The organism is Desulfomonile tiedjei, from assembly GCA_016212925.1.
Taxonomy (GTDB): Bacteria; Desulfobacterota; Desulfomonilia; order Desulfomonilales; family Desulfomonilaceae; genus JACRDF01.
In genome coordinates this window covers 81707-103034 of sequence record JACRDF010000041.1, presented here as the reverse complement: position 1 = coordinate 103034, position 21328 = coordinate 81707, and the positions used below count along the sequence as shown (strand labels likewise).

At 54.8% G+C, this 21328-nt stretch carries 17 protein-coding genes; all 17 read right to left on the bottom strand.

Features of this window, described 5'->3' with window-relative positions; genetic code table 11:
- Window positions 1-104: 104 nt before the first annotated feature.
- The 17 genes from HY913_17360 to fdhF all read right to left on the bottom strand — a co-directional run bounded on the left by HY913_17360 (window position 105) and on the right by fdhF (window position 21191).
- Window positions 105-899 carry an enoyl-CoA hydratase/isomerase family protein gene (locus HY913_17360; protein ID MBI4965047.1) on the bottom strand — a complete coding sequence of 265 codons (795 nt, stop codon included), beginning with the start codon at window positions 897-899 and terminating at the stop codon, window positions 105-107.
- Window positions 896-2668: an acyl--CoA ligase gene (locus tag HY913_17355; protein MBI4965046.1), complete on the bottom strand. Its 1773-nt coding sequence runs from the start codon at window positions 2666-2668 to the stop codon at window positions 896-898. Before HY913_17355 ends, HY913_17360 begins: the two co-directional genes overlap by 4 nt.
- Window positions 2669-2762: 94 nt before the next feature.
- Window positions 2763-3902, bottom strand: coding sequence for an acyl-CoA dehydrogenase family protein (locus tag HY913_17350; protein MBI4965045.1), 1140 nt, complete (start codon window positions 3900-3902; stop codon window positions 2763-2765).
- 49 nt (window positions 3903-3951) lie between these two features.
- Window positions 3952-5733: an acyl--CoA ligase gene (locus HY913_17345; GenBank protein ID MBI4965044.1), complete on the bottom strand. Its 1782-nt coding sequence runs from the start codon at window positions 5731-5733 to the stop codon at window positions 3952-3954.
- 43 nt (window positions 5734-5776) lie between these two features.
- Entirely contained in the window at window positions 5777-6982 is a 1206-nt protein-coding gene (locus tag HY913_17340; protein ID MBI4965043.1) for an acetyl-CoA acetyltransferase, read from the bottom strand.
- Window positions 6983-8440, bottom strand: a complete 1458-nt coding sequence (locus HY913_17335; GenBank protein MBI4965042.1) for a 3-hydroxy-3-methylglutaryl CoA synthase — start codon at window positions 8438-8440, stop codon at window positions 6983-6985.
- Between the two features lie 88 nt (window positions 8441-8528).
- Window positions 8529-9365 (bottom strand): SDR family oxidoreductase, encoded by an 837-nt coding sequence (locus HY913_17330; GenBank protein MBI4965041.1) that lies wholly within the window; start codon window positions 9363-9365, stop codon window positions 8529-8531.
- Between the two features lie 41 nt (window positions 9366-9406).
- A complete protein-coding gene (locus HY913_17325; protein ID MBI4965040.1) occupies window positions 9407-9823 on the bottom strand; it encodes a dehydratase in 417 nt (138 codons plus the stop codon).
- A gap of 13 nt (window positions 9824-9836) precedes the next feature.
- Window positions 9837-10283 carry a MaoC family dehydratase N-terminal domain-containing protein gene (locus HY913_17320; GenBank protein ID MBI4965039.1) on the bottom strand — a complete coding sequence of 149 codons (447 nt, stop codon included), beginning with the start codon at window positions 10281-10283 and terminating at the stop codon, window positions 9837-9839.
- A gap of 34 nt (window positions 10284-10317) precedes the next feature.
- On the bottom strand, window positions 10318-11499 hold the full coding sequence (locus HY913_17315) for a CoA transferase (GenBank protein ID MBI4965038.1): 1182 nt from the start codon (window positions 11497-11499) through the stop codon (window positions 10318-10320).
- Window positions 11500-11572: 73 nt separating this feature from the next.
- Window positions 11573-12838 carry a CoA transferase gene (locus HY913_17310; protein ID MBI4965037.1) on the bottom strand — a complete coding sequence of 422 codons (1266 nt, stop codon included), beginning with the start codon at window positions 12836-12838 and terminating at the stop codon, window positions 11573-11575.
- A gap of 138 nt (window positions 12839-12976) precedes the next feature.
- Window positions 12977-13834 (bottom strand): 3-hydroxyacyl-CoA dehydrogenase, encoded by an 858-nt coding sequence (locus HY913_17305; protein ID MBI4965036.1) that lies wholly within the window; start codon window positions 13832-13834, stop codon window positions 12977-12979.
- A 67-nt stretch (window positions 13835-13901) separates the two neighbouring features.
- Window positions 13902-15053 carry an acyl-CoA dehydrogenase family protein gene (locus tag HY913_17300; protein ID MBI4965035.1) on the bottom strand — a complete coding sequence of 384 codons (1152 nt, stop codon included), beginning with the start codon at window positions 15051-15053 and terminating at the stop codon, window positions 13902-13904.
- Between the two features lie 219 nt (window positions 15054-15272).
- A complete protein-coding gene (locus HY913_17295) occupies window positions 15273-15923 on the bottom strand; it encodes a succinate dehydrogenase/fumarate reductase iron-sulfur subunit (GenBank protein ID MBI4965034.1) in 651 nt (216 codons plus the stop codon).
- Window position 15924: 1 nt separating this feature from the next.
- Window positions 15925-17610, bottom strand: a complete 1686-nt coding sequence (locus HY913_17290) for an FAD-dependent oxidoreductase (GenBank protein ID MBI4965033.1) — start codon at window positions 17608-17610, stop codon at window positions 15925-15927.
- A gap of 144 nt (window positions 17611-17754) precedes the next feature.
- A complete protein-coding gene (locus HY913_17285) occupies window positions 17755-18663 on the bottom strand; it encodes a CoA ester lyase (protein ID MBI4965032.1) in 909 nt (302 codons plus the stop codon).
- Window positions 18664-19127: 464 nt separating this feature from the next.
- On the bottom strand, window positions 19128-21191 hold the full coding sequence (gene fdhF / locus HY913_17280) for a formate dehydrogenase subunit alpha (protein MBI4965031.1): 2064 nt from the start codon (window positions 21189-21191) through the stop codon (window positions 19128-19130).
- Window positions 21192-21328 lie beyond the last annotated feature (137 nt).

The following is a 21328-nucleotide window of genomic DNA, read 5'->3' as shown; positions in this document are numbered from 1 at the left end:
GTGTGGACCATTTTCCACGGGCTTACGCCCGTGGCTACTTCTGGGCTGCCCCTTCGGGGCATGGGGGACGCTCCCGCACGTACGTGAATGATTACGTTTACCGATCATTTTTGCTTGAATTCCGGTTTTCTCTTTTCCAGGAATGCCTTCGAACCCTCTACGAAATCTTCGGTGCCAAAGCATATGTCTTGCCCAAGGGCTTCGAACTCCAGGATCGTTTCCAGGTCTGAACTCATGCTCAAATTGAGGAGGCGCTTCGTCAGTGCAAGCGCCTTGCCAGCTCCCCGAGCGAGTTCGCCGGCCAGTTCTTCCGCCCTTGGAATCAACTGCTCCGGAGGCACAACCTCGTTGACCAAACCTATGGCAAGCGCTTCTGAAGCGTCAACCCACCTGCCAGTGAACATCAGCTCTTTCGCACGATTTAACCCGACCAGTCGGGGGAGGAAATAGAGAATCCCGCCGTCCGGGATCAATCCAATTTTGCCGAAGGAGACCGAAAATCTTGATTCCTCCGTTGTGATAATGAGATCGCAGGCCATGGCCAGACTGCACCCGGCGCCGGCTGCAACCCCGTTAACTGCCGCAATTACAGGAATCTCCAGGTTAATCAGAGTGTTCAGCCAAATATGGAAATCCTTGAGCCTTTTTCTGCCCGCCAGCTCCGGCATGGGGTACTTCATCGTCCTGATGTCCCCTCCTGCGCAAAATGACTTGCCCGCGCCGGTGAGTATGAGCGCACGGATTTCAGGATCTTCTCGCACCAATCCCAGGACCTCGCGAAGATCCTCCCGCATCTCCATGCCCAGAGCATTTCTTGATTCCGGTCGATTAAAGATTATTTTTGCTACCCTGTCGGACTTCTCAAACAGGAGATACTTATATTCTCTGGTATACGTCATTTTTCCTGCCTCTCCAGCATCTTGGCCAACTCCCTGCGCGCCATCTTTCCGCTTGGCAGGGTGGGAATCTTGTCGATAAACTTAACTCCCCTCAATTTCTTGTAGGGAGCTACCCTCGAGTTCACGTAGTCCATTATCTCTTCACCGGTTGCCTGGCTGCCCGTTTTTGGCGTTATAAAAGCGACGGGGATCTCTCCGCCTATTTCGTCCTTTTTGCCGACCACGGCGCATTCCAACACTGCCGAATGCTGATACAGGATCTCTTCGAGCATTCTCGGAGCAATGTTGTAGCCTTTGTAGATAATCAGCTCCTTCAACCTGCCGGTAATGTAGAAGAACCCGTTCTCATCCATTACAGCGAGATCTCCGGTGTACAGCCAGCCATCCCTGTAGGATTTGCCGGTTTCCTCGGGCTTATTCAAATAGCCCAGAGTCACGGCAGGCCCGTTGTGGATCAGCTCTCCTTCCTCCCCAATAGGCATTTCTTGCTTTCCCGTTTCTATATCCACAACTTTCATATCGATGAAAGGCAAGGGAGTTCCGATTGACCCGTATTTTTTCTTGACCGACCGATTACCGAAATGTTTTGTCGAGCTGATGGTCGCTTCAGTTAAACTGTAGCCTTCCGTGATAACGCCGCTGATGAGACTGGAAAACCTTTCAGCAAGAGCAACGGGAACTGGAGAGCCGCCTGTTGTCCATGCCCTGATAGGGTAGAGCGCGCCTTGATCGGTTTCGGGCCGGGCAAGCAACATTGCCATCATTTGAGGCGCGCCGCCGGCAAACGAAATTTTCCACTTTCTTACCATTTCCAGCATCTTTTCGAGGTTGAAGGCCGGCATGGGATGAATCGTCAGGGCGGCGAGCATGGGGTAGTGCAATTGTCCCAGATAAGCGAGCATATGTGTCCACGGAGGAATCGCAAGCACCGAATCGACTCCGTAACGTATGGGATACTCCCAATCCTTCGTCAAATCCCTTTCGTGATTCTTGCATTTGATGTAGCCATCTTCATCGAACTGCGGAAAGGCTCCGGTATAAGCTGACTGATACATGATGACTGATGATACGACGTTATAATGGGAGATCATCACGCCTTTCGGGTGACCGGTTGTCCCCGACGTGTACATGATGGCGGCAAGGTCGGTTTTAGGATCGATTTCCGGTCTCGTAAAAGGTTCATCGGAAAAGACATCGGAAAAGGCTGTGAATTCAGAATGGTGTTGACGGTCGTTACCGCACAGCAGAGCCGGTTTCAGTTCCCTGTCTCTCTCAAAAATGATGACATTTTGCAGGGGCGTTTTTTTCCCGGCAGTCACTTGCTGTAGAACCGGGACCATGTCATCGGAACTGATTATTAGTTTAACGCCCGCGTCTTGAAGCTGATATTCGAGTTCCTCCCTTATCAGCATGGGATTGCATGCGACATAGACGGCTCCGGATAATTCGATGCCCGAAACTGCAATGACGAACTCCAGGTAGTTCCTGGCGAATATGGCAATCCTGTCGCCTTTCTTCACTTTGAAGTTCTTTTGAAGACCCGATGCAAACTTCTCGGAAAGGAAAAGCAGCTCTCGGTAATTTAATACGAGATTCTCGGGTTCGTAGACTATGGCGGTCGAATTCGGGCAGTATTTCGCAGACGATTCGAGCATCCTGTAGACCGGTAGCTCGGGAAATTTGAACGAATCAATCTGTTGCCTGATCTCTTCCGGATAATGTTTATACCAGGCTCTGGTTTTAAGCTCTTTCAATGGTGTTACGGCCATTATTATCTTTCCGCTTTGCTTGATTGTTCGTCAGCCACGCCGAGTCCTTCGGAGGAATCCGGTGTCGGGCTTTCCGGAAACTCACTTCAGCTTGTTACAGGCCCAGCATCTTCCCCACGACCGTCTTCATCACTTCCGTGGAACCCGCGTAGATAGTATGAACTCTCACATCCCTGGCAAACCTGCAGATGGGATATTCTTCCATGTAACCGTAACCGCCATGGAGTTGGAGGCACTGGTAGGCAACTCGGTTTACCATCTCCGGAATCCACGCCTTAGCCATTGACACCTTCTTCGTGATGTCTATGCCGTCCATATGCTCCCGTATGAGAGTATCGACAAACGTCCTTCCTAGCTCGATCTCTGTTGCCATCTCCGCGATCTTGAAAGTGTTGTGTTGAAATGAGCTGACAGGCTTACCGAAGATCGTTCGCTCCTTGCAATATTTTATCGTCAGATCGAGCATGGCCTCTGCCATGATCTGTGAGCCGATAACCGCAAAAAGCCTCTCTCTTTGGAGCTTCTGCATCATGTAATAGAAGCCTTTTCCTTCTTCACCCAGCAGGTGTGAAACCGGCACACGGCAATCATCGAAGAACAGTTCCGCGGTATCATTGCTATGGATGCCCATTTTGTTCAGTTTTCTTCCCTTGAAGAAACCGGGAGTTCCCTCTTCTACACATATCAGGCTGATTCCCTTGAATCCGGCACTCGGATCGGTTTTTGCCGCGACGACAACCAAATTCGAATTCAAGCCATTGGAGATAAAGGTTTTCTGTCCGTTTATGATGTAGTCGTTTCCGTCCTTTATGGCCTTGGTTCGAATGGCTGCAAGGTCGGAGCCGGCATTTGGCTCCGTCATTGCAATGGCCGTGATAATCTCACCCGTTACACAGCCCGGCAGCCACTTCTGCTTTTGCTCCTCACTGCCGAAACTATCAATATAGGGGACAACGATGTTGGTGTGCAGAGAGGCCATAAATCCTACAAAATCCCTGCGGTTCATTTCTTCGGCCATGATCACGGAATACTCCAAGCCGGCGTCTGAACCACCGTACTTCTCGTCAACCCAGGGGCAGAGAAAACCGTTTGCGCCCATCTTGAGCCAGGCAGACTTCGGCACAATCCTTTCCTGCTCCCATTGGTCGTAATAAGGGGCCACTTCTGCATCCAGGAACTTCTGAAATTGACTTCGAAAGATCGTATGTTCTTCGCTAAACAGGCCTCTTTCCATCTTTCCACACCTTTTCAAATTGTTGCTGTCGCCGGATCGGCACTCTCCGCTATACCGCCTTTTCCTGCCCTAACAGCATCTTGGCCAGTTCCCTGCGGGCCGTCTTTCCGCTGGACAGGGTGGGGATCTTGTCGATGAACTCAACCCCTCTCAGTTTCTTGTACGGGGCTACTCTGGAGTTCACGAAGGCCATTATCTCTTCAGCGGAGGCCTGGCTTCCCACTTTCAGTGCTATAAAAGCGACCGGGATCTCTCCGCCTATTTCGTCCTTCTTGCCGACCACGGCACATTCCAACACCGCCGGATGCTGATACAGGATGTCTTCGAGCATTCTCGGAGCAATATTGTAGCCTTTATAGATGATCAGCTCCTTCAGCCTGCCTGTAATGCGGAAGAACCCGTCCTCATCCATTACAGCAAGATCTCCCGTATACAGCCAGCCGTCCCTGAAGGATTTGCCGGTTTCCTCGGGCTTGTTCAGATAACCCAGAGTGACGGCAGGCCCGTTGTGGATCAACTCTCCTTCCTCGCCGACCGGCATTTCGTGCTCTCCCGTTGCTATATCAACGACTTTCATATCTACGAAAGGCAGGGGGGTCCCGATCGATCCATATCTCTTCTTGGCCGACCGATTACTGAAGTGTTTTGCCGACGTGCCCGCTGCTTCCGTAGAACCATATCCCTCCGTGATAATGCCGCTGCTGATGAGACTGGAAAATTTTTCAGCGAGAGCCGTGGAAACGGGAGCGCCGCCTGCGCCCCATGCCCTGATTGGATACAGAGCGCCTTGATCGGCATCGGACCGGGAAAGCAGCATCGACATCATTTGAGGCGCCCCTCCGGCATAGGAGATTTTCCACTTTCTTACCAATTCCAGCATCTTTTCCGCATTGAAGGCCGGCAGGGGATAAAGCGTCAGGGCGCCGATCATGGAGGCCTGCAATTGACACAGATAGCCCATCACATGTGTCCACGGTGGAATCGCAAGTATCGAATCGACTCCGTAACGAATGGGATACTTCCAATCCTTCGTCAGATCTCTTCCTTGATTTTTGCTCTTGAGGTAGCCGTCTTCATCGAGTTCCGGGAATACTCCGGTAAAGGCAGTTTGGTACATAATGGCTGACGATATGACGTTGTAATGAGAGATCATCACGCCTTTCGGGTGACCGGTTGTCCCGGACGTATACATGATTGCGGCCAGGTCGGCTTTCGGGTCGATTTCCGGTCTCGTAAAAGGCGCATCGGAAAAGAGATCAGAGAAGGCTGTAAATTCGTGATCGTGTTGTCCGCCGTCACCGAGCAAGAGATTTGGTTTGAGTTCTTTGTCCCTCTCAAAGATGATGACATTTTGCAGGGGCGTTCTTTTTCCGGTCATCACTTTCTTGAGAACCGGGACCATGTCATCGGAACTGATTATTAGTCTTGCGCCGGCGTCTTGAAGCTGATATTCGAGTTCCTCTTGTATCAGCATGGGATTGCATGCGACATAGACGGCTCCGGATAATTCAATGCCCGAAACTGCAATGACGAACTCCGGGTAGTTCCTGGCGAATATGGCAATCCTGTCGCCTTTCTTCACATTGAAGTTATTTTGAAGACCCGATGCAAACTTCTCGGAAAGGAAAAGCAGCTCTCGGTAACTCAGTACGAGGTTTTCAGGCTCGTAGACGATCGCGGTCGAATTCGGGAAGTATTTCGCAGATGATTCGAGCATTCTGCAGACCGGCAGCTCGGGAAACTTGAACGAATCGATCTGCTGTTTTACTTCCTCCGGATAATGCTTATACCAGGGCCGCCTCTTGATCTCGTCCAGTGGTGTAACGCCCATACCATCCTCTCGACTTATTTGAATGTTCGTCGCCACTAAATCGCTAATCCCTGCCGATGATTGAAATGGCCGCCACGTTCTTCCACGGATAGCCGCCCAGGTTGTGCGTCAATCCGAGTCGCGGATTTCTTACCTTTCTCTCTTCGGGAACACGGTCCAGGAGCTGCTCGTACACCGCGTAGATCATCCTCAGCCCGGATGCGCCTATGGGATGCCCGAAGCATTTCAACCCGCCGTCAATCTGGCAGGGCACCTCGCCTTTGAGGTCGTAAAACCCGCTCATGATGTCCTCATAGGCCCCTCCTTTCGGAGAGATATGCAGATCTTCCATGGTGACCATCTCGGTGATGGAAAAGCAGTCGTGCACCTCTGTCATGCTTAGCTCCTGCCGGGGATCTTCGATCCCCGCCTCGGAGTAAGCCCTGCTTGCCGCGATCCTGGTCGTTGCGAAATGGGCCCCGTCCCATTCCGTGTACATCTCCTCCTCGCCCGAGCTGCAGACGATCTGGAGTGCTTTCACTTTCACCATGCTCTGATTGGGTTTCAGGCTCCGCGCGATCTCCGGCGTTGTCACGATCGCCGCTGCTGAACCGTCGCTGACGCCGCAGCAGTCAAACAACCCCAGAGGATAGGCGATCATAGGGGACTTCTTGATCTGTTCTTCCGTCACAACGTTGCGCAAGTGAGCGCGGGGGTTCAAAGCCCCGTTTGCGTGGCTCTTCATGGATACGTGCGCTATGGCGTCCTTGATTTTATCCATGGGCACACCCCATTTGGCGCTGTAGGCCGTCGCCAGTTGCGCGAACATCCCAGGCGCGGTCATGTTGGCCTGTTCCATGAATGCCTTCACTCCTCGACCCGCACCGCCGGGAAGACCGCCGTAGCCCGTATCCTTGAGCTTCTCGACTCCCAGGGCCAAAACGATGTCATAGGCTCCCGCGGCCACGGAATAAACCGCGGCACGAAACGCCTCCGTCGCGGTCGCGCAGTAATTGTCTACCCGTGTGACCGGCAGAAACGGCAGCTTCAATGTTATGGCCAAGGAGAGCGCCGCCTTTCCCACATTGACCTCATCGAAATGGGTGCCAAGGTACGCAGCCTGGATTTCCTTCTTTTCGATGCCGGCATCGGCCAGGCATTCCACGAATGCCTCCACCATCAAATCCTCGGCGCTGCAATCCCACCGCTCGCCAAAACGAGTGCACCCCATGCCGATAATCGCCACTTTGTCTCTGATCCCTGTAGCCATTTACTCGACCTCCTTGACCGGCACGGCCTTCCAAAAGTAGCCGGATATTCCACGTCTCTTGTCGAAGTATTTTCGTCGGAAGCTCAAGCCCACCGGCATCCCGGTGCCGAGATCTTCCAGAATGCAATCCGTAAAATCGAAGTAATATTTTCCCCCTCCGTCGAAGGCTACAGCGCCATAAATGGCCGGGGGGTTGTAAGAGGCCGCAAGCATGTCACCCGTGTAGCTCATGATGCGCCCTTTCTTGTCGGAAAACAGGTAATCCTCATATTCGTCGACCGCGCCGCAGGCCGGGTTCGTGCAGACCCGCTGGGCGGGAAACTGAGGGGTCGAGCACTTGGTGCACCTGTTCCCCCACAGTCCAAGGACCTCTCTTCGGCTCCGCCACAGGGCGCTCCAACGGGTCCAGAGATCTTCCTCGCTCCTCATTCCAAGGTCCGCGGGCAGGATATCCCTCCAGACCAGGTATTTTTCATAGGAATCGAGATCCGCGCGTTTGGCGAGGCAACCCGAAATGCCGCAGCAGTCTTTCTTCATGTCGATCTGCTCGGTTACCTCGAAAAAGAGGGCGTCACAGCCGCTGCCAAAGCTGACCACCAAAAGCTTGTCGCCCGGCTTGGCCCGTTCGAGCGCCGCAGAAAGCATGACAAGACTCTGAGCCGCCCCGCTCTGGCCGATCTCCGCCTGAAAGTTGCTCTGCACGTTATCCGGCGCGATGCCCAGGATCTTGTTGAGCTTCGAGCGTGCCGCCGCGTAGTGGCAGTCATAGATCACGGTGGTAAAATCCGATATCTTGAGCCCGTATTTGCTCAACAGACCGTTCACCGCCAAGGGAACAAACTTCTCGTAGCCCAGGTCCCGGATCCAGCGGTCCTCCCATTTGCGGTCAAACTTGGCAAACTCACCCCGGTAGTGGTCGCCGAAATCATAGGTGATCGAGTAACTGCCCTTGTATTCCGCGATCACGTCCTCCCCGCCCAGAACAAAGGCCGCGGCTGCATCCCCAAAGATCATTTCCTCTGCTGAGGCCGGTCGGCCCAACCGGCAATCGGCCGCGGAGACCATGATGTTTCGGGCTCCTCCGGACTGAACGCCCTCCAGTGCCGCCAGCAGCGCCGTTGTCCCGGCTTTCAGTCCTCCACTGAAATCAGCCGACCGGACTTCGTCTCTCAACCCCAGGGCCGCGGTCAGAATGCCCGCGTTAAGGCGCTCCTTGTACGGCATGGTGGTCGAGGCAAAATAGAGGCCTTCGACCTTCGAGCGATCCATCCCCCGGAGGCAGTCCAGACCCGCGGCAACCCCAATCGTGATACTGTCTTCATCGAAATTTGCGACCGCCTTCTCGCCCCGAGCGTTTGCCCCCGTCGAAGGGTCCATCCATCCCATAGCTCCATATATCTTCCGGCGATCGAGCCGATAGCGAGGTACGTAGCCACCGTGTTTTACGATTCCAACCATGCTTCAGGTCCTCCAGCTTTCAACTTGTTTGCGCATCACAGAGGCTCGGAATCCGTTCAAATCCGGGCCCGGCTTCCGTCACAGACGATCAAAAACCGCCATAACCGCCGCCGCAGATCAGGGTCTGGCCCGACACGTAATCGGATAGCGGGGATGCAAAGAACAGGATGACTCTCGCGGCCTCGTCCGCCGTCCCCGCACGTCCAAGGGGAATGACCGTCTTCCATCTTTCGCGGCCTTCTTCCGGGACCCCGATGGGGATCTTCTGTCCATCCCGCTCAATGAACGCTTCCTCTCCTTTCTTCTTTGCTTGTACCAGTCTGGTTTCTATCGCTCCATAGGCGACGCAGTTGACATTGACGTTGTACCTGCCCCATTCCTTTGCAAGGGTCTTGGTCATCCCAACGACCCCCATCTTCGCCGCGGAATAGTTCAGTTGGCCTGGGTTGCCCTGCGTTCCGGATACGGAGGAGATATTGATGATCTTTCGCATGACCGTCTTCCCGGCCTCGGCTTCGTTCTTGGCCCTGTCCCGAATGATGGGCGCGGCCGCCCGGATGATCTTGAAGGGCGCTGTCAGATGGATCTTCAACATGGCTTCCCACTGCTGATCGGTCATTTTCTGAACCAGCGCATCCCAGGTGAACCCGGCCGCATTGACAATGACGTCAAGGCCATCGAAGGTATCGACTGCCGACTGCACGATCTTTTCCGGCACCCCCTCGGCGGTAATGTCCCCGACGACCGCCACAGCTTCGCCATTCATTTCCTTGATCGCAGCCACAGTCTCTTGGGCGGGATCCTGATCCAGATCACAGACAATGACCTTTCCGCCTTCCCGGGCGAACCAAAGCGCTGTCTCCTTCGCTATGCCTCGACCCGCCCCTGTGACAATGCACACCTTTCCATCAACCATTTTCTCCACGTAAACCCTCCGCACAAATACCAGTAAGATTCGAACATGTATTATCTGCCGGGCAACTCCGCCTCGAACGAGCCGACGACGAGAAGCGCCCCGTTTTGGTTTTTCGCTTCCAGATCACAAACGATCCGGTTTCCTGTCTTCTCCTTGACTACCCCGGTGACCGTCACCACATCTCCGAGCCGGGTCATTCCGGCAAACCGGACGCCGAATTTCCTTATGTATTTCTTAGGCACCCAATTGGTCATGGCCTGACCGACAAAACCCGCGATCAGCATGCCTTGGGCAATCACGCCTCCAATGCCGACGGCCTTCCCAAACTCCGGATCGAAGTGTAGGGGATTGAAATCGCCGGAGGCCCCGGCGTACTTCACTAGTTGGACCTGATCGATCGGCGCTTTCACGAGGACCGGCATGATATCGTCCACATGGATCTCATCCGAGTAGATCGCTTGCGGCATCTTTTGAGCTACCTCATTTTCTTTCGATCGCTATGGTTATCGACTTCAGCACAAGTTCGTTTCGCTGGTTCGTATACACGCACTCCCGCGTAACGATATCCATATCACCGGACTTTCCGGATTTGGTTTTGATATCGATTATTTTGGACCTGCCGGTAAGCACGTCTCCAGGATAAATCTCGCCGTAGTACTCGTAGCTTTCCTCCCCATGAAGGACCCTGGAAAAATCAATCTTCAAAGCCTTGACGGCTTCCATCCCTATGCCGGTCCAGAGCGTCGGAACGGTTGGAAACGTCGGTGGAGCAACAACATCCGCATAACCTTCTTCCATCGCCGCGTCTTTGTCCGAGTAAATCGGATTGGGATCGCCGATCGCCTTGACAAGCTCACGGATCTTGCCTCTCTCCACTTCCCAAGTGAAAGCGGGTAATTCCTTGCCGATTGCCGACTTGTCCGCCATTGCTAATACTCCTCGAAAATACTTGGGGACTGACTTAACTGAAGGCTCCTGCAGCCTCCATGCTCTTGTACTCATCCTCGGTATAACCCAGCCCGAGGACGACCATCTTCGTGTGGGAGCCTCCCGGCGCCCCCGCGAAGGAGTACTCCTGTTTGCTTCGTGAGAACTTGATAGGATTTGCAACTTGCCTGATGCTTCCGCCATCTGCGAATTTGATGTCTATGACCATTTCGCGGGCTTTCGCATGGCCGCCGTTCAAGGCTTCCGAAAGATGCACGACAGGCTCGACACAGGCATCGACATCTCGAAAGGTTTCCACCCATTCGTCTCTAGTCCTTGATTTAAAGACAACTCGTATTTCTTCCTTCACTCGATCCACATCCACAGGATGGATACCTCCGGCAGTCAGGTCCGTACGACCGATCTTTTCACAGAACGCCTTGAAGAACTGCGGCTCTAAGGCCCCGAGACTCATGTATTCGCCATCCCTGGTCTCGTAGAAATCATAGAGTACCCCGCCGTTCAGCCGTTCTCCCTCACGGACGGGCTCACTGGCGCCCCCCAGAAAAGAGGCGCCATAGAGTGCGTTGAACGCCATCATGCCGTCCGTCATGGAGATGTCTATGTGCTGACCTTCACCTGTCTCCCGTCGCTTGATCACTGCAGCAAGAATGCCGATGACCGCGTTCAATGAACCGGCGGCAAGGTCGGCGATTTGCATTCCCATCATTGCAGGTCCGCTCTCCTGCTTCCCTGAATACGACGCTATGCCCGAGCGAGCGAGCATGTTGATGTCATGGCCGGCCCTATGGCACAGGGGGCCGGTTTGCCCAAAGTTCGTGAGCGAACAATAGATCACGGCCGGGTTCAGCTTGCTCAGGCTTTGATAGTCCAAGCCCAGTCTGGCCATCACCCCCGGCCGGAATTGCTCGATCACGATGTCGTATTCCTCAATCAGACGACGAACGATTTCCGCTGCTTGGGGATGTTTCAGGTTAAGACTCAGCGAGAGCTTTCCCCGTCCAAGGTACGCGGAGACCGCAGAGATGGATTTTCCCGGCACAATGGGATGTCTTGTTTCCAGGGTGTCGGGCCGCGAAGCCGAGGTGACCCGCAACACCGACGCTCCCAGGTCGGACAGGTACAGCGTGGCGAACGGGCCCGGGAGAAGAGCCGTAAGATCAAGAATTTTTAAGGTATCAAGAGGCCCGGCCATTTCTACCCATCTCCCAAGTAATGATTGGATGTTTCACCAGAGATCCGTTTCTGCGTGTGCACAATGATTACAGCTAAATGGCGCCACAGGCCGCTATCGCCTGGAGCTTCTCCTCGGAGTAGCTCAGCAGCTCGCGGTAAATCACATCGTTGGCCGATCCCAAAGGCAACCCCGGAAACCTGATGCGCCCGGGGGAACCGAGCAATCGGAACGGCACATTGGGCATTTCCAGCATTCGGCCGGTCAGCGGATCTTCCATTTCCAGTATGCTGCCTCGTTCACGATAATGGAGATCGTCACCCACATCCTGCATGCTGGCAATGGGACCGATGGTGATCCCCATTTGCTCGCATTTCGCCAGGACGTCCTCGAGGTCCAGACTGCCCACCCACTCAGAGATTACTTTATTGATTATTCGGCGGTTTTCGTCCTTGATGCGTTCGGAGTTACTCCGGAAGCGCGGATCCTCGTTCATCTCGGGGTGGCCCACGCACTCCATGAGGCGCTCAAACGGCTTTTGGGCGGCGCCGGACATAGCAACCCATTTGCCGTCCCGCGTGAGATAGTTGTTGCGCGGAACGACGTAGCTGAGTTCGCTGCCCTTGGGCTGCGGACACTCCCCGGTGAGAAAACAGCTTAAGAAATCCGGGCCCAACATGCCAAAAAGTGGCTCGAATAGGGAAATATCTATGACCTGGCCCCCACATTTCCCACGAGTTTGACTGCGGAGGCATATCATAACGGCAAGAGCAAGATGCACGCCCGCGATCAAATCGGCCAGCGCCATAGGGGCATTGGTGGGAGGCCCGTCCGGCTGGGCATTCAGAAAGGTGAACCCGCTGAAACCCTCGGCCAGGGTCCCAAAACCCGGCCGATTGGAGTAAGGGCCGGTCAGCCCGTATCCCGATATCTTACCTATGATCAGCCCGGGGTTCTCTTTAAGTAGTGTTTCTTTCCCGAGGCCGAGTCTTTCCATTGCCCCCGACCGCATGTTTTCGATGAGAACGTCAGCCGATCGGACCAGGTCGAGCAGGATCTGGCGTCCCTCGTCAACCCGCAGATTCAGGGTAATGGGCAATTTGTTGCGGCCGACCACAGACCAGAAAGCCGAAATGCCTGACTCCTCGGCCACTCCCCATCCCCGAATGGGGTCCGGAGCGGCCGGATTCTCGACTTTGATGACCTCGGCCCCGTAGTCGCCCAATAATGTCGCGGCAAACGGCGCGGCCATAATGGTGGACATGTCAATAACGCGTAGCCCCTCGAGGGGCAGGCCCGTGAAGTTCTCTTCGTTCCGCTGCGCGGAAATAAATGCGGAAAGTTCCTCCGTCGATCTCATAAACATCCTTCTTCCGGCTGAATTGTAAAACGCGGTTGAACCCTAAAGGTCATCCAGCGTGCGCATTCGTTTATGCTGTCATGTGTACGACGCATCGCCACGATCAAGTTCTGATGTCCCATTCTCTTTCCATCACATTCACTTGTCCTTGTAATCATAGACCCCTTTGCCCACTTTGCGGCCCAACCGACCGGCCTTCACATATTTAACCAAGAGAGGAGCGGGGCGATATTTTTCACCCAAACTCTGATGCAGATATTCCAAGACCTTCAAACGGGTATCCAGGCCAACCACGTCGATCAGCTCAAAAGGCCCCATAGGGTGATTCAGCCCAAGCTTGAGGGCTTTGTCGATATCTTCCGGGCTGGCTACTCCCGCTTCGAGCATGTAGAAAGCTTCATTACCTATCATGGCGTTGATCCGCGATGTCACGAAGCCAGGGTACTCATTGACCAATACGGTTTCTTTGCCCATCCTTTTGCACGCGGCTTCCGAGGCCGTGAACGTTTCCTCGTTTGTCTCCAAACCCTTGACAATCTCCACCAGCTTCATCAGATGAACCGGGTTAAAGAAATGGAGCCCGATTACCTTTTCAGGCCGCTTAGTTATGGCGGCGATCTCGGTGATGCTTTTCGCGGACGTGTTTGTTGCCAGTATGGTGTGGGGAGGGCTGGCTTCGTCCAGGGTACGGAAAACCTTGTGCTTGAGATCCAGGTCCTCCGGCACCGCTTCTATGATTAAATCGGCCTTTTGCGCACACGCCTCCATGTTGTCATCCAGTGTGATGCGAGCAAGGGCCGACTCCTTAGCCTCTTCGGCGACCTTTCCCAGCTTCACGCCTTTGGCCAGGTTCTGCTCGATTACCCCTTTCCCTTTCCTCAGGAGGTCCATGTTCGTGTCGTTTAGACTCACGTCAAACCCGCCCAACGCACAAACATGCGCAATCCCCTGCCCCATGATTCCGGCCCCGATTACAGCGACATTCCGGATGTTCATCACTCACTCCATTTAACGGCAAACGGTTAGTATCTTCAGTTATTTACCTGAACGACCAGCCTGCGATTCAAAGCGGGTAATCCCGTAGCAGTTGAGCCGCGATGATGTTCTTTTGAATTTCCGACGTCCCCTCATAGATCCTGGTGATTCTGGCGTCCCTGTAGTACCTCTCGATCGGCAGTTCCGCCATGTATCCCATTCCCCCAAAGACCTGCACCGCCTTATCTGCCACGCGGCAATAGGCCTCAGAGGCGAAGTATTTCACCATAGCGGCTTCCTTGATCACCTTCATTCCTTGATCCACCATCCAGGCAACCCTGTAAGTAAAGCTCCGAGTGCTTTCCACATCGACCGCCATGTCGGCCAGCAAGTGCCCGACCGCTTGAAAGTTGGCGATGGGTTGGTCAAACTGAATGCGTTCCTGCGAGTATCGGACAGACAGTTCCAGAAGCTTTTGCATCGATCCGAGGTTGCGAGCCGCCAAACCCGCCCGGCCATTGGCAAGGATCTTGAGTGCGTTGACATACCCCTGCCCTTCCTCGCCGAGAACGTTTTCTACCGGTACCACGCAATCCTCAAAAATGATCTCCGAGGTGGAGGACCCGTGTAACCCCATCTTTTTCTCTATTTTCCCTACGCTTAGTCCAGGAGCCTCCCGGTCGACGATGAACGAGGTGATTCCCTTCGCTCCCCGAGATTTGTCCGTCACGGCCATCACCGTGTAGACTCCTGCAATGGGACCGTTGGTGATGAAATGTTTGGTCCCGTTCAGAACGTAATGATCCCCTTTCCTTTCGGCACGGGTCCTTATGGCGGCGGCATCCGATCCCGCGTTGGGCTCCGTAAGCGCGAATGCCCCGATCGTTTCCCCCGAGGCAATTCGCGGGAGGTACTTTTTCTTCTGTTCCTCAGTCCCCATTTCGACAATGCCTACCGAGCCGATCCCATTGTGAGCACCGATCAAGGTCGTGAAACCGTTGCATGTGCGACCGAGCTGCTCGAAAACGAGACACTTACCCACCATGTCGATTCCCACCCCGCCATATTCCGAAGGTATGCTCAAACCGAACAAACCCAGCGCCTTGCACTGGTCAAGGATTTCGTCGGGCACCCGGTCTTCTTCCTCAATACGCTGGGCCAAGGGATCGACTTTGCGGTCCACGAACTTCTTCACTGTGTCCACCAGCATTTGCGTTTCTTCGTTAATGCTGAAATCCATAAAAATTGACTCCAATTGTTTGATTTACGCTACCGGATATCTTTGAAGAAGTTCAGTTCCGGCGCATAGTTGCCAGACAGCCTCGCCCACGGTGAACTCACACACCTCTTCAAAACTTGGGGCCTTCCTGTGGCGCCTCATTCCCGCAACCCGTTCTGCGGATTAGGCGGCAGACGTGAGATGTATCAGCTTGAGATCGGAGCTTCCGGATACCGAGCTTCAAGCAATGACCTCTTCCCAGATCTTTATCCCTTTGGGACATCGGTCCGGTAAACCCATAATGAATAGCTTCAGGACCTCCCGGGGTACCCGGAGCAACTGCATGCGGTGTTTTCCCAAAGCGTCGCGGGAGTCCAGGGCCAGACGCATTGTCTTTACCCACGCGGCTGCATCGTTCTTTCCCGTCACGTCCATGGGGGCTTCACAAATCCCGCAAAGGATGCAGGTGGCAGGCCCCTCCAGCTTTCGGACAACCTCCGGGTCCATATGGCCCTCATAGCCTTCCTGCACGATGAGCCAGGGAACCGTGGCCTTGAGGGATTCGAAAAAAGGCTCCAGATTCACGACGAGGTCCTTGAGTTGTGTGAAATGAGGGAGCGGTTCCAGCACGATTCGGCTGCCATCCTCCGTGGCCTTCCGGATCAGCGTCTGGCAGGCCAGACGGGGTGTTCCGTTGATCCGGCAAGCGCATGAGCCGCAAATGGAGCTACGGCACGATCGTCGAAAGGAGAGGCTCGGGTCCTGCTGCCAGGCCAGAAGCAAAGCGTCCAGCACCGTATTGGTTTCTTCCACATTCACTTTGAAGGTTTGAGAATGGGGAGTGGCATCCTTGTTGGGATCGAATCGACTTATCTCAAGGGTGACTTCCATGTCAGTACCCTCTTTCCTGCGGTTGGTAACGGGTGATGGATACGGGGCCTTCGCTGAACTCCGGCCCCGTAGCGGTCAGATGCACAAAGGTGTGGTGCAGCCAACTCTTGTCGTCACGCTTCGGGTAGTCCAGCCTGAAGTGTGCGCCTCGGCTCTCGGTACGCGCGAGTGCGCCTCGGGCGATGATTTCGGCCAAATCCAGAAGATAACCCACCTCGAGGTAGTCCATTAGACCATAGTCGAAGGGCCGGGCTTGGCCCGTGGGCCAGAGACTGCCGTATCGTTCCTTGAGCTTCCCGAGGCTTCTTACCGCATCTTCAAGTTCGCTTCCGACCCGGAAAACCCCTACCTGATTGGTCATGACACTTGTCATTTCCTGCCGGATGGCGAAGGCGTTGTCGTCCTGCGACGCCTTCCGTCCCTTGCCCGCTATCAGACCGTTCCAGCGGCCCAGTGCATCATCGAGCACGCGGTTGGAAAGGACATGCCAAGGCTCTTCCCGCACCATTTCCAGCGCCTTGCGTCCGGCCCGCCTGCCGAACACCACGGTCTCCAAGAGCGAATTGCCGCCAAGCCTGTTTGCGCCGTGCACGCTGACATTCGCCGCTTCGCCCGCGGCCATGAGGCCCGGGACCGTCGTCCGGCACCAAACGTCCGTGCGTATTCCACCCATGCTATAGTGTTGAGCCGGTTCGATTGGCATCGGCGCGCTCACAGGGTCCACACCCGCGTAACGGATGGCCAGGTCTCTGACCTGAGGCAGCCGCTCCGCAACGTGCGCTTCACCCAGATGAGTCAGGTCAAGGTGCACATAGTGGTTTTCAAAACCGCGGCCTTCCTTGATCTCTTTGAAAATAGCCCGCGAGACCACGTCCCGCGGAGCAAGCTCGAGTTTCTCGGGAGCGTAATGGTTCATGAACCTATCGCCGCTGGTGTTGCGAAGATAGCCGCCTTCTCCCCGCGCAGCCTCGGAGATCAGGATATTTGTTCCGTAAAGCGTGGTCGGGTGAAACTGGACGAACTCCATGTCCGACAGAATGGCCCCAGCTCTGTAAGCCATTGCCATACCGTCACCAGTATTGGCATGGGCGTTGGTCGTCTTCCGGAAAGCACGGCCATAGCCTCCTGTGGCTATAATCACCTGCTTGGCTCGGAGCACCTCAAGCCTGGCATGCTGCATATCGTAGACTACCGCCCCCACGACTCGGCCCTCTTCCGCAAGCAACTCCAAAACGTGCCACTCCGGGTATATCTTGACCCCGAGCTTAAGGATTTGCTCGTAGAGGGTGTGCAGTACAACATGTCCGGAGAAGTCGGCGGCAAAACAGGTACGGGGAAAGCCTGCTCCACCCAGGGAACGCTGAGCCACTTTGCCGCTGTCGGTTCGCGTCCAGGGGACGCCCATTCGATCAAGCTCAAAAATCACTTCCGGCCCGTCCGAGCAGAGCACTTCGATGGCATCCTGGTCCCCCAGGTAGTCGCTCCCTTTTACCGTATCAAACACGTGATCATCGATGCTGTCTTCTTCGTTGATGGCGGAATTGAAGCCGCCCTGCGCCGCCCCGCTGTGCGAACGCGTGGGATAGATTTTGCTTACAACGGCGGTGTCCGCTTTGCCTGAAACCGTATAAGCGGCCATCAGTCCGGCAAGGCCTCCTCCAACAATTAAAACCTCATGCATCAACAAACCTATGCTCCTCATGACCCGGCGTTTCCGCCGGTCAATGTCGATTTATTATTTGCCGAATGGGGCACAGCAATCGTGCGGGTTTTTTCAAACAGGCCCTTTTCCAAAGGAAGGCCCTCCGCTCAAACGCCGCACAAGACTTCATCATTTACCCGTCTGTGGTTTGCATTGCGCAGGTTCTGCCAATAATCCCAAACAATTCGCCACGTCGAGGGTTCGCCTCGCCCATTCAGCCACAGGATAATCAATGAACTTGCCGTCCAATTGAACGGCTGCAATTCCTTGGGACTCCGCCTCATCAAAGGCGTGCACCACCTTCAGAGCGTAATCTACCTCGCTTTGGGCCGGGGAAAAGACCTCGTTTATCGTCGCGATCTGAGCCGGATGGATCGCGAGTTTGCCCAAAAAACCAAGTTCGCGGGCAACCCTACAATCCTCCATCAGCCCGGCATCGTCTTTCAGATTCACGTACACGGTGTCTATAGGGCCCTCGATGCCGGCCGCACGACTGGCTATCGCAAGCTGGGACCTGGCGAAAAAGAGTTCGGTGCCTTTTCCCGAAGGCCGAAGGCCCATATCGAGAGTGAAATCCACGGCGCCAAATGCAAGCCGCCTTGTTCTTGAGCTAGCGGACGCTACTTCGCAGGCCTTCGCGACCCCGCGGGCGGTTTCGACCAGAGCAAGAAGCTCGATGTTGCGGGGCGGTAGCCCATACTCACTTTCAAGTTGGCCGATCAGCCAATCCACCCGTTTCACCTCTTCGGGGCACTCGGCTTTGGGAAGCATTATTCCCGCAGGCCGCCCACCCACCACGGCCATCAGGTCCCCCACGATCCATGGGGTGTTCACACCATTCACGCGCACATAGGTGCCATCGCGGCGCATGCGGCTTAACACGTCCACAACAAGACTTCTGGCCTTCATTTTCTCGGACACGGCCACAGCGTCTTCAAGATCCAGGATCACTGCATCAGCATTGCTCGAAAAGGCTTTTTCCACCCTGCGGGGATTCGTTGCCGGGACAAAAAGAAAGCTTCGCAAAGGCCCTTTCATTTCTTTTTCCGCCTCACTTTGAATCATTGCAACAGTAGGGTCTCAATTCCATTTCGGTTTTTGGAGTGGGGGTGCAACGAGTATGCCAACAGGTATTTTCTTCCCCCATGAGACTGGAGAGCCTCTGCGGGAACGGATGCAGGAGGTGGGCTTTCATCGGGCATACAACTGGGACAGCAAAGTGCTGCAATGTGATATTTCAATTATGAAATGCCTGGCTGCAAATCATTTCACAAATGAGATACTCCACCGGCACCGCACTTCTTGGGTAGTGCGTGACTGGCAGGAGAGAGAGGACCCACAGGGCGGGTCATATGGATTTCAGGAAGAAAACCTGTGATACCAGGTCGCGTTCAAACAGTGAAAAGTCTGTTAGGTCCAGCGCAAACCTGGGCAAGGTGTAGACCGTGGCCGGGAGCGTTCGTTGGATTCGGCAGAGAACCCTGCCACTCGGCCGATAAAGATCACTCGGCCTCAGTGGCGTGGCTGTTTCCTTCAACCCTTTCGATCCTCACAGCGCACACCTTGTAGTCAGGGGTCTTGGAAACGGGGTCCAACGAAGTTCCCAGCAGTTCGTTAGGATTGGCTTTGGCAAAGTGGAAATCCATGAAAATGGCGCCTTGCGGGACGATGTCGCCGGGTCGTACCGGTGTAACTACCTCGCCTCTGCGTGAAACCACCTTGGCCAGGTCCCCGTCGTTCAAGCCAAGCCGCTCTGCATCGAGACGGTGGATCTGAGCATGAGGCTCGGGAAACTCTTTGTGGAGTGTTGCGCACCTGCCTGTCATGGTTCGGGTGTGGTAATGGGCGTACCTGCGTCCGGTTGTCAGGAGATACGGGTATTCAGCGTCGGGGAGTTCCTCCGGGGGGCGGTAATCGATCACGTGAAACAGTCCTCGACCCCGAGTAAACTTTCCCTTGTGCAGAAACAGGGTCCCTGGATGGTCAGGAGATGGGCACGGCCACTGGATACCGCCTGCTTCGAGGCGCTGATGGCTGAGTCCTGCGAACATGGGAGAGAGGCCGGCCATTTCTTCAAAGATTTCCGAGGGGCATTCATAGTTCATGGACAGGCCCAGCCGCGTTCCCAACTCGGCGATGATTTTCCAATCGGGAATGGTCCCTGAAGGTTTTTCCACTGCCTTCCGGACCCGCTGAACTTTTCTCTCGGTGTTGGTGAACGTGCCGTCTTTCTCGGCCCAGCAGGCTCCGGGAAACACGACGTGGGCCAATTGAGCCGTCTCGGTGAGGAAGATGTCCTGCACTATGAGGAATTCCGCGGATTTGAGCGCATGAACCACATGGTGGGTATTAGGATCGCTCAAGACCGAATTCTCTCCCAGGATATAAAGGCACTTCAGCGACCCATCCATGAGCTTGTCCATCATGTCGGGAATCGTGTAACCGACTTTATTGGAGAGCTTCGCCTGCCATGCCTGTTCAAACTTCCCCCTAACCGAATCGTCTGTCACGACCTGGTACCCGGGGTACACATTGGGCAGTCCACCCATGTCGCATGCACCCTGGACGTTGTTTTGGCCTCGCATGGGATTCACGCCTGTGGAGGGTCTCCCGATCTGGCCGGTTAACATGGACAGGTTAGCCAGGGATTTGACGTTATCCACCCCATGCGAGTGTTCCGTTATGCCGAGGGTGTAGCAAATAGAGGAGCGCTCGGCGGTGGCATACATTTCGGCCACGCGCACGATGTCTTCGGGAGGGACTCCGCAGATCTTAGAGGCCTCCTCCGGCGAGAATTGGTTCAAGTGCTCTGAAAGTTCGGCAAAGCCTTCCGTCCTCTCGTCAACGAACGCACGGTCATGCCAGTTGTTGGCCAGGATGGCGTGCATCATCCCGTTAATGAAGGCCACGTCCGTGCCGAAGTTGATCCGAACGTGCATGTCCGCATGCAAGGACAACTGAATCCGGCGCGGGTCCACGACAATCAGTTTCGCGCCTTTGAGCTTAGCTCGAAACATCCAGTGGGATATCAACGGATGGGCCTCGGTAGTGTTGGAGCCCACCACCAACAGGCAGTTCGTGTCCGCGATCTCAGGGATCGAGTTCGTCATGGCCCCACTTCCGAATGCAGCGGCAAGACCTGCCACTGTGGGAGCGTGTCAGAGACGGGCGCAGTGATCGATGTTGTTGGTCCCGAATCCGGCCCTGCAAAGTTTCTGCAACAGGTAGTTGTCTTCATTGGTACAGCGGGCCGAGGCAAAGAAGCCCACGCTGTCGCCACCATGTTGGGCTCTGATCTCCTTCAGGCGAGAGACCGTGAAGTCAAGAGCCTCTTCCCAGGAAGCCTCTTCCAGTCTCCCATTCCTTCGAATCAACGGAGTGGTCAGCCGTTCAGGACTGTGGACGAATTCGTGGGCATTCCATCCTTTGATGCAGAGCTTACCCTGGTTCATGGGAGCGGTTTTTAGGGGCATGGTTCCGATCAAGCGGCCGTTCAAGACTTCGAGAAGCATCTGGCAACCGCAACCGCAATACGGACAGGTGGTTGTGACAAACCGATAATCCATGGTCGTTACAAAACTCCGTGTCGATCTATAGAGTTTGAGGGACTTCCCTTGGAGAATACCTCGGTGAATCAGGAGCAAACCGTGTCGTCCTCCAGGGTTAGGTTTAGAGTAGCATGTTGCTGCGGCTTATGTCAAAT

Excerpts from the sequence above, each read along its gene's own strand:
- HY913_17355 (MBI4965046.1), bottom strand. The coding sequence starts at position 2,668 with ATGGCCGTAACACCATTGAAAGAGCTTAAAACCAGAGCCTGGTATAAA.
- HY913_17320 (MBI4965039.1), bottom strand. The coding sequence starts at position 10,283 with ATGGCGGACAAGTCGGCAATCGGCAAGGAATTACCCGCTTTCACTTGG.
- HY913_17305 (MBI4965036.1), bottom strand. The coding sequence starts at position 13,834 with ATGAACATCCGGAATGTCGCTGTAATCGGGGCCGGAATCATGGGGCAG.
- HY913_17345 (MBI4965044.1), bottom strand. The coding sequence starts at position 5,733 with ATGGGCGTTACACCACTGGACGAGATCAAGAGGCGGCCCTGGTATAAG.
- HY913_17295 (MBI4965034.1), bottom strand. The coding sequence starts at position 15,923 with ATGGAAGTCACCCTTGAGATAAGTCGATTCGATCCCAACAAGGATGCC.
- HY913_17285 (MBI4965032.1), bottom strand. The coding sequence starts at position 18,663 with ATGAAAGGGCCTTTGCGAAGCTTTCTTTTTGTCCCGGCAACGAATCCC.
- HY913_17310 (MBI4965037.1), bottom strand. The coding sequence starts at position 12,838 with ATGAGATCGACGGAGGAACTTTCCGCATTTATTTCCGCGCAGCGGAAC.
- HY913_17360 (MBI4965047.1), bottom strand. The coding sequence starts at position 899 with ATGACGTATACCAGAGAATATAAGTATCTCCTGTTTGAGAAGTCCGAC.
- HY913_17340 (MBI4965043.1), bottom strand. The coding sequence starts at position 6,982 with ATGGCTACAGGGATCAGAGACAAAGTGGCGATTATCGGCATGGGGTGC.
- HY913_17300 (MBI4965035.1), bottom strand. The coding sequence starts at position 15,053 with ATGGATTTCAGCATTAACGAAGAAACGCAAATGCTGGTGGACACAGTG.
- HY913_17350 (MBI4965045.1), bottom strand. The coding sequence starts at position 3,902 with ATGGAAAGAGGCCTGTTTAGCGAAGAACATACGATCTTTCGAAGTCAA.
- HY913_17315 (MBI4965038.1), bottom strand. The coding sequence starts at position 11,499 with ATGGCCGGGCCTCTTGATACCTTAAAAATTCTTGATCTTACGGCTCTT.
- HY913_17325 (MBI4965040.1), bottom strand. The coding sequence starts at position 9,823 with ATGCCGCAAGCGATCTACTCGGATGAGATCCATGTGGACGATATCATG.
- HY913_17335 (MBI4965042.1), bottom strand. The coding sequence starts at position 8,440 with ATGGTTGGAATCGTAAAACACGGTGGCTACGTACCTCGCTATCGGCTC.